The sequence below is a fragment of the Xanthomonas campestris pv. badrii genome (assembly GCF_012848175.1).
Taxonomy (GTDB): Bacteria; Pseudomonadota; Gammaproteobacteria; order Xanthomonadales; family Xanthomonadaceae; genus Xanthomonas; species Xanthomonas campestris_C.
The window spans coordinates 368,483-381,230 of the sequence record NZ_CP051651.1 but is presented as its reverse complement, the minus strand read 5'-3'; the positions used below and the strand labels follow the sequence as shown (position 1 = coordinate 381,230).

The 12,748-nt window shown below is 67.0% G+C and carries 8 protein-coding genes; 2 read left to right on the top strand and 6 right to left on the bottom strand.

Annotated features, from left to right (window positions below):
* Positions 1 to 30: 30 nt before the first annotated feature.
* Together HG421_RS01615 and HG421_RS01610 are read left to right on the top strand one after the other, a co-directional pair.
* Positions 31 to 963: a carbohydrate kinase family protein gene (locus HG421_RS01615; RefSeq protein WP_169704620.1), complete on the top strand. Its 933-nt coding sequence runs from the start codon at positions 31 to 33 to the stop codon at positions 961 to 963.
* A gap of 575 nt (positions 964 to 1,538) precedes the next feature.
* Positions 1,539 to 3,512, top strand: a complete 1,974-nt coding sequence (locus tag HG421_RS01610) for a sigma-54-dependent Fis family transcriptional regulator (RefSeq protein WP_169704618.1) — start codon at positions 1,539 to 1,541, stop codon at positions 3,510 to 3,512.
* 83 nt (positions 3,513 to 3,595) lie between these two features.
* Here the strand turns inward: HG421_RS01610 and HG421_RS01605 are convergent, their stop codons facing one another.
* From HG421_RS01605 to HG421_RS01580, 6 genes are read right to left on the bottom strand one after another with little or no spacing between them, the layout of a single operon-like run.
* Positions 3,596 to 6,028 (bottom strand): TonB-dependent receptor, encoded by a 2,433-nt coding sequence (locus HG421_RS01605; protein WP_248279451.1) that lies wholly within the window; start codon positions 6,026 to 6,028, stop codon positions 3,596 to 3,598.
* Positions 6,029 to 6,038: 10 nt separating this feature from the next.
* On the bottom strand, positions 6,039 to 7,145 hold the full coding sequence (locus HG421_RS01600) for an S-(hydroxymethyl)glutathione dehydrogenase/class III alcohol dehydrogenase (protein WP_169704616.1): 1,107 nt from the start codon (positions 7,143 to 7,145) through the stop codon (positions 6,039 to 6,041).
* Between the two features lie 35 nt (positions 7,146 to 7,180).
* Entirely contained in the window at positions 7,181 to 8,260 is a 1,080-nt protein-coding gene (locus HG421_RS01595; protein ID WP_169704614.1) for a beta-propeller fold lactonase family protein, read from the bottom strand.
* Entirely contained in the window at positions 8,257 to 8,907 is a 651-nt protein-coding gene (locus HG421_RS01590; protein WP_169704612.1) for a c-type cytochrome, read from the bottom strand. The genes HG421_RS01595 and HG421_RS01590 overlap by 4 nt, the downstream gene beginning before the upstream one ends.
* A 25-nt stretch (positions 8,908 to 8,932) precedes the next feature.
* On the bottom strand, positions 8,933 to 10,708 hold the full coding sequence (locus HG421_RS01585; protein WP_169704610.1) for a quinoprotein dehydrogenase-associated putative ABC transporter substrate-binding protein: 1,776 nt from the start codon (positions 10,706 to 10,708) through the stop codon (positions 8,933 to 8,935).
* Positions 10,705 to 12,723 (bottom strand): methanol/ethanol family PQQ-dependent dehydrogenase, encoded by a 2,019-nt coding sequence (locus tag HG421_RS01580; RefSeq protein ID WP_343204224.1) that lies wholly within the window; start codon positions 12,721 to 12,723, stop codon positions 10,705 to 10,707. Before HG421_RS01580 ends, HG421_RS01585 begins: the two co-directional genes overlap by 4 nt.
* Positions 12,724 to 12,748 lie beyond the last annotated feature (25 nt).

Below are 12,748 nucleotides of genomic sequence, written 5' to 3'. Positions count from 1 at the left end.
GGGTATTTCCCTACGCAAAGGCCTGATTCGATGTCCGCACTGATCTGTGGTTCCCTCGCCTACGACACCATCATGGTGTTTCCGGACCAGTTCAAGAACCACATCCTGCCGGACAAGGTGCACATCCTGAATGTGTCGTTCCTGGTTCCGCGCATGCGTCGCGAGTTCGGCGGCTGCGCCGGCAACATCGCCTACAACCTGCACCTGCTGGGCGGCGCGCCGATCCCGATGGGCACGGTGGGCCAGGACTTCGGCCCGTACCGCGAACACTTCGAGACGCTGGGGATCGACCTGTCGCGGGTGAAGATCATCGAGGACCTGTTCACCCCGCAGGCCTTCATCACCACCGACCACGACAACAACCAGATCACCGCCTTCCATCCGGGCGCGATGATGCGCAGCTACGAGAACCACGTGAAGGACGTACCGGGCGTGACCCTGGGCCTGGTCGGCCCGGATGGGCGCGAAGGCATGATCCAGAACGCGGAAGAGTTCGCTGCCGGCGGCATCCCCTTCATCTTCGACCCCGGGCAGGCGATGCCGCTGTTCAACGGCCCGGAGCTGCGCCAGTTCATCGAGCAGGCCGACTACGTGGTGGTCAACGACTACGAGTCCAACCTGCTGCAGGAGCGCACCGGCTGGAACGAGAAGGACATCGTCTCGCGCGTGCAGGCCTACATCACCACGCAGGGCCCCAAGGGCGCGCTGGTGCATACGCCGGAGAAGACCTACGACATCCCGCCGGCGCACGAGCGGCGCGTGGTCGACCCCACCGGCTGCGGCGATGCGTTCCGCGCCGGGCTGATCTACGGCATCCAGCACAACTACGACTGGCTGACCATCGGCCGCATGGGCAACCTGATGGGCGCGCTGAAGGTGGAGCACCCGGGCACGCAGAACCAGCGCTTCGACTTCGCCGAGTTCAACGATCAGTTCAAGCAGCAGTTCGGCTACGCGCTGTAACGCGCGCCTTGCCCTTCTCCCAGCGGGACATGGCCTCCTGCGTGGGGGAGAAGGTGCCCTGTAGGGGCGGATGAGGGTACGAGTGGAGCCTTGTGCAGGTTAAACGGCGACGAGGCTTCGCCCCGTACCCTCACCCCAACCCCTCTCCCGCAGGAGAGGGGCTTAAGCAGGACCTACTGGGCGCAGAAGAACGGCAAGCGTGCGATCGGCGAGCCGGGCAACCTCCCTTCTCCCGTCGGGAGAAGGTGCCCCGAAGGGGCGGATGAGGGTACGTGCAAAGCCTCGTGCAAATTGAACGACATCAATTTTTCGCCCCGCACCTTCACCTAGCCCCCGCACCTTCACCTAGCCCCCGTACCTTTACCCTTCCGCGCCCCGGCCCGCGCTTGCGCCGCGGGCGCTCCCAAGGCACACGCGCCCACGGCGTGCCAGCCGCGTCTTCCCGCCCCGCGGGCAGAGGGGCTTTGTCGACAGTTGGCGTCCGCGTCGCCATACCGTTTGCTGCAATGCAGTTTGAGCGAAGGCCCGGTTTGTGTCTCTACTGGCGTCTCGCGCCCACTGAGGAACGCTGGCCCATGTCAGAGCCAAGCGTTGTCGCTGCCGCTTCCATCAGCCTGCCGGAGATCGAACCGGATGCCCTCCGGCAGATCCGACGGCTGCGCGACATCGCGCCACTGGCGGCGCCACTGTCGCGCTCGTGGCGGCGCTGCCTGGACGATTACGCGCTGCTGCCCGAAGCGACTCCCGAGCCGCTGGTGCACGACGCGCTGCATGTGCGCGAGCGCCAGCAGCGCCTGGGCGAGGTGCTGCGCATCGCCAGGGTGGAGATGGAAAACCTGTACGAGCAGATTGCCGGCAGCGGCTACGCGGTGATCTTCGGCGATGCCGAGGCCACCGTGCTGCACAGCGTTCACGACTCCACGCTGCTGCGCGAATTCCGCCAGGCCGGCCTGTTCTGCGGCGCCAGCTGGGCCGAGTGCCATCAAGGCACCAACGGCCTGGGCACCTGTGCGGCCGAACGCACTGCGGTGAGCGTGCACCGCGGCGAGCATTACCTGGCCCGGCACCTGCCATTGTCGTGCAGCGGCGCGCCGATCCTGGACCCGCATGGCGACCTGCTGGCGGTACTGGACGCCTCTACTCCCAACGCACAGGACAGCAAGCAGATCCAGCGGCATACCATGGCCCTGGTCAGCATGTCGGCCGCGCAGATCTCGCGTTCGCATTTCCTCAACCAGTTCGGCCACGCCTTCATCCTGCGCTTTCACAGCCGCCCGGAATTTGCCGGGCTGTTGCATGAAGCGCTGATCGCCATCGGTGCCGATGGCCGTGTGCTGGCGGTCAACGAAGCGGTGCTGGAACAACTGGGCAAGCTGGACCGCAGCCAGCTGGTGGGCCGCGACATCTCGCAGGTGATGCAGCTGGATTTCGACACCCTGGAACACCGCGCCGGCAGCGACGCAGGCACGCTGTGGTCGATTCGCTGCGCGTGCCACGGGCGGCGTTTCTATGCGCTGGTGCGGCCGCCACGCGTGCGGGCTGCACCGGCGTCCATCGGCGGGGCCGGACAGGTGGCACCGGAGGGCGAACTGCAGCCGGGCGAACATGTCGGCTCGGATTCGCGCATGCGCCACAACCTGGCCAATGCACTGAAACTGGCCGCGCACCGCGTATCGATCCTGCTGCGCGGCGACACCGGCACCGGCAAGGAAGAATTCGCCAAGGCGGTGCATCGCGGCTCACCCTGGGCCAGCGGCGCGTTTGTCGCGATCAATTGCGCGGCGATTCCCGAGGCGCTGATCGAAAGCGAATTGTTCGGTTACGCGCGCGGCGCCTTCACCGATGCCGCGCGCGAAGGGCGCCACGGCAAATTGCTGCAGGCCAGTGGCGGCACGCTGTTCCTGGACGAAATCGGTGACATGCCGTTGCCGTTGCAGAGCCGCCTGCTGCGCGTGCTGGAAGAACAATCGGTCACACCGCTCGGCAGCGAGCGGGCGGTGCCGCTGGAGCTGCATGTCATCAGTGCCAGCCACCGCGATCTGGCGCAACGCGTGGCTGCAGGCGAGTTTCGCGAGGATCTGTATTACCGCCTCAACGGCGTGGTGCTGCACCTGCCGCCGCTGCGCGAACGTAGCGACAAGGCCGAGCTGATCCGCACGCTGCTGCGCGAAGAAAGTACCGAACGCAGCGTGCGCATCAGCGAAGAGGCGATGCACAAGCTGCTCAGCTACGCCTGGCCCGGCAATCTGCGTCAGCTGCGTAACGTGCTGCGCACCGCCGCGGTGCTGTGCAGCGATGACGTGATCCGCCTGCCCAACCTGCCGCAGGAAATCGTCGATGCCGGCAGCGCGCCGTGCCTGGTCGATGGCCGCGCGGTGGCCGCCGACGACATGCCCGGCCGCGCCGCACTGGATCAAGCCGAACGCATGGTGCTGCAGCAACAACTCGAACGCCACCGCTGGAATGTCAGCCGCACCGCCGATGCGCTGGGAATCAGCCGCAATACGCTGTATCGCAAGTTGCGCAAGCACGGTCTGGATACCGGGTGAATCGGGAATCGGGAATCGGGAATCGTAGAGCTAAGCCCACTTGCTCTTACCCATTCTCGATTCCCTACTCCCCATTCCCATAATCAAAGCGCCCACCGCACGCCAATCAGATACTGCCGGGGCACTCCCGGCGCCAGGAAACGGGCTGGTCCGGTTTCCACCGGCGATTGCTGCGGGCGGGCGAGTTCGCCGTCGGGGAACACGTCTTCGGCCACGGCGGCATAGGTGGCGTACTGGCGGTCGAACACATTGTCGATGCGTGCGAACAGCGACACGCGCGCAGTGATGGCCCAGCGCGCCTGCAGATCCACCAGCGCATAGCCGGCAGTGCCGATGTCGATGCGCTCGGGCGCGGCTTCGCCTTCTTCGACGTTGTCGACCTGACCGTCTTCGTTGCCGCTGGCGACCCGCCCGGAGACCGCGCGCAGGCCCATGCCCAACGTCAGCGCATCGCGCTGCCATTCCACGCCAAGCTTGAGGTTATGCCGCGGTAATGCTGCGATTCGCAGGCCCGGCCGCAGGGCGATCACGCGTTCGCCGGACAGCAGTTCGCCGCTGCTGCGGTAGGTCGCATCCAGATAGCTGTACCCCGCAGACCACTGCCAGTCGCCGCTGCGCAGGTGCAGCGCCGCGTCGATGCCCTGGTAGCGGGTACGGCCCACGTTGTCGAAATAACCCAGCTGCGTATCGGGCGCACGCAGGAACAAGATGTCGTCGCGATTGTCGGCGCGGTACACCAACACCGTCGCGTTGCTGTCGGCCCATGGCGACCAACGTGCGCCCAGCTCGTAGGTACGCGAGACGATCTGCTCCAGCCGCGGGTCGGCCTGCAGGCCGGTCGGCAGCCGGCACGGCTGGGTGGGATCGGCGCAGCCCAGCTCGATGGCCGTGGGCGCGCGCGTGTTCTGCGCCACCGAGCCGTACACGGTGAGGCCGGACTCCAGCCGATGGGTGAGCCCCAGCGAGGGGTTGGCCTTGGCGTAGACGAAGCGCTCGCGCGGGCGGTCGCCGTCTTCGGCGGTGGAGAGGATGTTGTCCACCACCACCCGGTTCCAGCGCACGGCGGCAGTGAGATGGGTGGCTGCGTCCAGCTCCCAGGTATCTGCGACAAAGGCCCCCAGCGTCTTGGTGCTGCCGCGCACGCCGGAAAAGAACGCACGCTCGGCATCGGGGTCTGCCACCACCGAGCGGTCCGGCTGCACCCAGCCATCGCGGGCGAATTGGCGGTAACGCACATGCCCGCGGTCGAAGGTGACACCGGCACTGAGCGCATGCGCGCCCCACTGCTTGCTCAGGTTGAGCGCAAGCCCCTGCGCTTGCTGACGCATCTGGGTGGTATTGAGCGCGCCAGTGTGCAGCGCAGCGGCATCGGCGCGCGCCACCTCGCACTCGGCATCCAGCGCGCTGCCGTCGGCGGCGTAGCCGGAGGCGCACTCCTCGACGAACGCTTCGTAGTCCTCGCCGATGTCGCCGTTGACGGTGTCGCGCCGCCCCACCCGCGAGTACGCCAGCGCGTGCAGCGCGGTGTCGGCATCGAAGCGATGATCCAGTTGCGCGGTCAGCAGCGTGGTGCGATTGCGGGTGAGGTCCGGCGAGGTATACACCGCGCGGCGGTCGGCGCGGTACAGCCCGGGCTCTGGCCCTTCATCGGTGTAGCGCGTGTCAGGCAGCAGGCCATTGCCGATCAGGCGGCTGCGCCCATGCAGCAGCGACAGACTCCAGTCGGTGTCATCGCCTTGCCGCCCAACTTTGCCGAACAGCGTGCCCAGGCGTCCTTCGGAGGCATCGCGCCAGCCGTTTTCGTCGAAGCCGGTCACTGCGATAAAGCCATGCCAGCCATCGCCGCCAGCCACGCCGTAGCTGGCGTCCAGCCGCTTGCGCGCGCCGCTGCCGATGGTCAGTTCGCCCTGCAATCCGGGCGCAGTGAGGCCGGATGCGGTGGACAACACCACCGCACCGCCGAGCGTGTTCGGCCCGAACAACGGGTTGGAACCAGGCATCAGGGTCACGGCGGTGATGGCCGATTCGGGCAGCATGTCCCAGCTGACGATGTCGGCGAACGGTTCATTGACACGCACGCCATCCAAGTACACCGACACGCCTTGCGAGGCGCCCGGCAAGGCCGATGCGCGAAAGCCATGGAAGGTGAGGTCGTTCTGAAATGCGCTGCCCTGTACGTCGTTGCCATCCACACCGACAAAGCGGCGTTGCAGCAGATCGCTGAGATTGTTGCTGCGCCCGCGCGACAACGCCGCAGTGGTCGCCGACTGCACCATGTACGGCAGCTGCGCCGCATCGATGGTGGTGCCTGGGATGGGCGTGGCGGTGACTTCGATCCGGTCCAGCCAGCTGACTTGCGGCGCCTCGTCCGCCTGTGCAATGCCGATCGTGCCGGCGCACAGCAACGCTGCGCACGCACAGGCGAGCCGACGCCGTTGCACTGCATCGCGGCCATGGCGTGCGGTGCGAAATGGCAGTGGACCGCGATACCCCAGCAAGTGATGCGTCGGCCTCATGTCGTCTCCTTCAATACCGCACGATGGATTTGATGCCGCGCGCCGCGCGCAGATCTGCCAGCGCCTGATTGATGTCGTCCAATGCGAGCGTGCGGGTGATCAGCGGTGCCAGCTGGAGATCGCCACGCAGATAACGCTCCACATAGCCGGGCAACTCGCTGCGCCCCTTCACCCCGCCGAACGCGCTGCCCCGCCACACCCGCCCGGTGACCAGCTGGAAGGGACGGGTGCTGATTTCCTGCGCACCGTCGGCCACGCCGAGAATGACGCTCTCGCCCCAGCCCTTGTGGCAGCACTCCAGCGCCGCGCGCATTGCTCCGACATCGCCGACGCATTCGAAGCTGTGGTCGGCACCGCCATCGGTGAGGTCCACGATTACCTGCTGGATCGGCGCGCCGTAGTCGCGCGGGTCCAGGCAATCGGTGGCGCCCAGCGCGCGTGCCAGTGCGAATTTTCCGGGGTCGATGTCCACCGCGATGACGCGCCCGGCCTGCGCCAGCACTGCACCCTGGATGACCGACAAGCCGATCCCGCCCAGCCCGAACACCGCCACACAGTCGCCGGGTCGCACATGCGTGCTGTTGAGCACCGCGCCCACGCCGGTGGTGACCGTGCAGCCGAGCAGGCAGACCTGATCCAGCGGCGCATCCGGGTTGATGCGCGCCACCGCGATCTCCGGCAACACGGTGTATTGGGAAAACGTGCTGGTGCCCATGTGGTGCAGGATCGGGCGCCCATGCAATGAGAACCGGCTGCTGCCATCGGGCATCAGGCCGCGCTCCTGGCTGCTGCGGATCGCCTGGCACAGGTTGGTACGCCCGGAGCGGCAGAACTTGCACACGCCGCATTCGGGCATGTACAGCGGAATGACGTGATCGCCGGGCCGCACGCTGGTGACGCCGATGCCCACGCCTTCGACGATGCCGGCCCCCTCCTGGCCCAGGATCGCCGGGAAGCTGCTTGCCTGCCCGTGCGCCAGCGCATGCGCGTCGCCATGGCAGATGCCGGTGGCGACCAGGCGCACCAGCACTTCGCCGGGGCGCGGCGGCTGCAGGTCCACTTCTTCGATGGTCAGCGGCTGATGCGGGCCCCAGACCACCGCAGCGCGTGTCTTCATCCCGCCTCCCCGGCGCGTGTCGGCATGGCCGCCGCTCAGCGCGCGATGACCACGCCCCACGGCAGTTCGCCGACAGGGATCTGTTTGAGTTCGCGCAAACTGGCGGTATCGATCACGCTCACCGTGTTGGAACGCCCGTTGGCCACATACAGCTTGTCGCCAGCCGGTGTCAGTGCCGGGTTCCAGGGCCGCAAGCCGACCGGAATCTCGGCCACGCTGCGCCCCTGCCGGGTGTCGATCACGCTCACGGTGCCGGCGCCGCCATTGGATGCGTACAGCCGCGCGCCATCAGCCGACAGGGTGACCCCGGCGGTGCGTACACCGGCCGGCAGGCTGGCGCGGCGCGTACGGGTCTTCAGATCGATCACGTCCACCACGTTGGCGGTTTCCTGCGCAATGTAGACGCTGTGTCCGTCCGGGGCGAACGCCATCCCGCGCGGATGTCCACTGGTGGCGACCACCCCGCGCGACCGGTGCGTGGCCAGCTCGATCATGTCCATGTCGTTGGAGCCTTCGTTGCTGGTGAGCAGCCACTGCCCGTCCGGCGTGTACGCGCAATGTTCCGGTGCCTGCCCGCGCGTGGCGATGACCTCCTGCACGCGGAACTGCGCCGCATCGATCAGCATCACCTGGTTCTGTCCTTCCACGCACACGGCGAACTGGGTGCCATCGGGCGATCGTGCGATCCCTTCGGCGTTTTCGCCGATGTCTACCTGGCGCGCCACGGTGTCCTTGGCGGTGTCCAGTTCGATCAACCGGTGATGCTGCGCATCGATCAGATACAGCAGCCCCTGCGGGCCGGGCAGCACCTGCTGCAGGCGCTTGCCGAGCTGGCCCTGCGCACCGAGCGTGCGCACCACCGTGTCGCTGGCGGTGTCGATCACCGACACCGTGCCACTGCGTTGATTGGGCACATATGCAAACACCGGCGGCGATGCAGGCGCCGGCGCTGCTTCGGTGGCGCGTGCCGGCGCGGAGGCTGTGGGCGCCGCCGTGGAGGCCGTCACCGTCGCATCGCGCTGGCAGCCGGCCAGCAGGAGCACTGCGCCGAGCGCGCCCATGGTCGCCAGGCGCAGCCAGGCGCCGAAGGCCGCTCTCGGTGCGCCTGGCCTCATTGCGCCTTGCCCGCGGTCTTGTTGATCGAATGGATGAAGGCCAGCAGCTTTTCGGTATCGCCGGGCTTGAGCACCGGTGCGAACGACGGCATCTGCCCGACGACTTTTTCATGCCCGATGCGGGTCTTGCCATGGGTGATCATCGCGGCGGTGCCTTCGCTGATCAGCGCGCGCAAGGTGTCGTCGTCGCTGCCGTACACCCACACATCGTTGGTCAGCGGCGGGCACATGCCACCGCCACCGGTGCCCCCGTGGCAGGCATTGCAGCCGGCCGAGAAATAGAGTTTCTTGCCTTCGGCCACCAGCTCCGGGGTGACCTTGACCTCCGGCCCCTTCGGAATCGGTACCACGGTGGCCGGCGGGGCGGGCGGGGTGGCCGGATCGGGCGCCGGCCCGGCGGCGAGATTGGGCATTGCCGGCGGTGCTGCTGTGGCGGCTGGTGCTGGTGCGGGTGCTGGTGCGCCGGCGGCAGCGGGGGCCGCTGCATCCGGTGCCGGAGCAGGCGGCGGCGCGTCTTCCTTGCCGCATGCCGCCAGCACTGCACTGAGCAGCACGCCGCACAGCGCAGTGCGGACGGAACGATCGATACAACCCATGGTGGACTTGCGCATGAACGAACCTTTCTGATCGGAGGGAACACCGCGCACCCCGTGCACGCGGTGGATGAAACGGTCAGCGTCTGGCAGGGCGCCTGGCCACGTTGAGGAGCGAAGCCAGCGCGGTATCGCCGCGGTCCTGTGCCAATGTCGCGGCGGTCTCGCCATCGCGGTTGCGTGCCGCCGGGTCGGCACCGGCCGCCAGCAGACGCTTGGCGACGTCCTCGCGTCCGGCCGCTGCGGCCAGCATCAAGGCGGTGACACCGGCCTGATTGGCGTGCCCCACATCGGCGCCGCGCGCGAGCAGCGCGTCGAGAATGGCCGGGTCGTCGCGTGCCACCGCAAACATCACCGGCGTAAACCCAGTGGCGTTGGCGCGCCGTGCATTTGCGCCGGCAGCAAGCAGTGCCTGCACCACCTCGGCATCGGCGTAGGACACCGCCAGCTCCAGCGCGCTCCAGCCATCGCCGGACACCGTGTCCACCGGCGCGCGCTTGCGCAGCAGGCGGCTGACACTATCGGCATCGTTGGCCCAGGCTGCCTTCATCAAGGCGGTCCAGCCGCTGGCATCGCGCGCATCCAGCCGTGCACCGGCATCCAGCAACAGGCCGACCAGATCCGGCTCCTGGTTACGGATGGCCTGATGCAGTGGCGGCTCGCCGAGCAGGTTGGGCGTGTTGGCATCGGCACCGTGCCGCAACAACCAGGCCGCACGTAGCGCATCGCCGGCATCCAGCGCATGCGCCAGTTCCTGGCTGGGGTTGGCGCCATCGGCGATGCGCAGCTGCAGCTGCGCCAGTTCCTGCGACGAGGCGGCAGGACTGCGCGCCGTCGATGCGGACGCCGGCGTGGCGTAAGGCCCATGCGACGGCAGATCGCCAGCCACGATGCAGTCGCTGCAACGCACCAGCGGCACGTGATAGCCCTGCAGGATCTGCGCGATCTTTGCGGCGTTGTCCTGCAGTGCCTTGTTCAATGCATCGCGTAGCTGCGCATTCTTGCGCGACACCGCCCACGCCATCGAATACTCCAGCACCGCATCGTCGATGGTGTTCAACGGCACCACGCCCAGCCCACTGCGCGCCGCGTAGTAACCGGCCACCGGGCCCCAGGATTCGGCCGCATCCAGCTGGTTGGCAGCCACCCGCTCCACCAGCTTGCCGGGATGTTCTTCCGGTGCGGTGGCCGAGTCGTAGAACAGGTATTGCACCTGGCCGCTGATGCCATGCTCGTACAGCGCCTGGCGCGCGGGCGAACTCTGGAACACGCCCAGCTTGATCGATTTCAACGCCGCATCGTCCAGCGAACGCGGCCTCAGCTCCAGGCCCTTGCGCGTCACCAGCACATAGGTCGAACGGTACACGGGGCGCGTGGTCAGGCCCTGCTCGAAGTCGCTGTTGAGATCCATCAGCAGATCGCAGCGGCCGGCATTGATGGTGCTGCGCGCCAACCCGCGCTGGTAATAAGTGCGCCATTCGTATTCCAGGCGCCGGCCCATCGCATCGGCGACGACTTGCGCAATCTTGTTCTGGAAGCCTTCGCCGGCCTTGTTGGACAGCGGCATGTTGCCCGGGTCGGCGCAGACGCGCAGTACCGTAGGATCGGGTGCGGGTGGCGGCGTGTTGGCCGGCGCTTGCGCGGCGGCTGGCGCTGCAGTGGATGCAGGCGCCGCTGTGGGCGCCGCACCGGAATCAGAAGCGCGAGCCGCCGGCGAAGACGGCTCGCGTGTGCACCCTGCGGCGACGAGTCCGAGGCTGCAAACCACCAGCACCTTGCGCAGGTGCCGGGTCATGCCGCCCACGCCGGCAGAGCGCTGCCGACGCGGGCGTCCAACGCCTTGCGTGGATCTCATCGTGCCGTCTTCGCTGCTGCGTTGGCGGTGCCGCCGCCTGCGGCTGCAGTGGCAGTTGCGGTGGTGGACACCGTCTTTCCGGCGCCATCGATACGGAAGGTGTGCACCATGCCGCCGAGCGGGATCTTGTCGAAACCGGCGCCGAACGCCAGACCGGCAGCACCCAGCGCGCCGTACGGATCAGACGGGTCCAGACCTGCCGCCACCGGCAAACCGATCCAGCCACCGATGCCGGAGAACACCGCCACGTACTGATGACCGTTGGCCTTGTAGGCGATCGGGTTGCCGATGATGCCGGAAGGCAACTTCATCTCCCACAGCTTCTTGCCGGTGTCCTTGTCCACCGCACGGAACCAGCCATCCAGCGTGCCGTAGAACACCAGCCCGCCATCGGTGACCAGGGTGCCGCTCCACACCGGGAACTTCTCCTTGATCTCCCACTTGGACTTGCCTTCCACCACGTCGAAGGCCTTGACGATGCCCAGCGCACCGGGCTCGTTCGGCTTCATCATCACGTTGGCGAACACATACGGCAGGCCCATCATGGTGTTGCCGCGTTCCTGCGGCTCCAGCTCCATGTGCCAGTTATTGGTGCCGCAGAAGAACACTGCTGAATTGGCCGGATCCACCGAACACGGCTGCTGATCCTTGCCACCCATCGCCGACGGGAACGCCTGCACTTTCTTGCCGCGTTCCAGCGGGGAGTGCGCCGCCACCTTCACCGGCCGACCGGTCTTCATGTCGATGCGTTCTGCCCAGTTGGCCGGCACGAACTTGTGCGCCCGCAGCAGCGTGCCATCGCGACGATCGAGCACATAGGCAAACCCGTTGCGATCGAACTGCACCACCGAGGGGACCTGCTTGCCGTCGATGGTCAGGTCCACCAGGATCGGCTCGTTGATGCCGTCGTAATCCCACTGGTCGAATGGGGTTTTCTGGTAGCCCCACACCGCTTCGCCGGTATCGATCTTGCGCGCGAACAGCGTCATCGACCACTTGTTGTCATGCTCGCCGTTGTTGCACTCCTCCTGCGTGGTCTTGCCGCAGCGATACGACGGGCTCCACAGACCCGGATTGCCGGTGCCGTAGTACACCAGCTTCAACTTCGGGTCGTAGCTGTACCAGCCCCAGGCCGCGCCACCGCCGCGCTTCCATTCCTCGTTGGGGAAGGTCTTGACGCCCAGGTCGCCAAGCTGGCCATGTTGCGGATTGGCCTTGTTGAAATCCGGACCCAGGCAGATCGCCTTGTCGGTGCCGGCCGCGTCGCAGGACCAGGCCTGCTTGCCATCGGACAGGTTGTAGGCGGCCACGCGCCCGAGCACGCCGAACTCGTTGCCGCTGATGCCGGCGACCACTTTGCCATCGGCGATGATCGGCGCCATGGTGATGGTTTCGCCCTTGTCCGGGTGCGCGAGTTTCTGCTTCCACACTTCCTTGCCGGTCTTGGCATCGAGCGCGATCACATCGCCACTGAGGCTGCCGAATACCAGTTTGCCATCGGCGTACGAGGCGCCGCGGTTGACCGTGTCGCAGCACGCTACCGCCACCGAGCGTTCGTCCTGTTGCGGGGTGTATTTCCACAACACCTTGCCACCGTCGTCCTGCGCGGCCAGGTCGATGGCGAACACGTTGTTCGGATACGCGCTGACCATGTACATGATGCTGCCGATCACCAGCGGCTGGCCTTCGTGGCCGCGCGTGGCGTCGGTCTTCATTTCCCACGACATCTTCAGGTTCTTGACGTTGTCGCGGTTGATTTCGGCCAGCGGGCTGTGCCGGGTGAGTGCGAAGTCGCGGCCGACGCCACCCCAGTTGTCCGCATTGCTGGCATTGGCAGTGAATTCGCTATCGGTGTCCACCACGGCAGCGGCCGGTGGCGCGGCGGCCGGGGCCGCTGCAGGTGCGGGCGCGGCGGTTTCGGCCGGCGTGTCCTTCTTGCAACCGGATAACACGGCGCTCAGCGCGAGCATCAGCAGCGCGCCGCTGCGAACGCTGCGACAGGAAGATTGGTGCATTGCGTCTACCCCTCTCGGTGGAAGT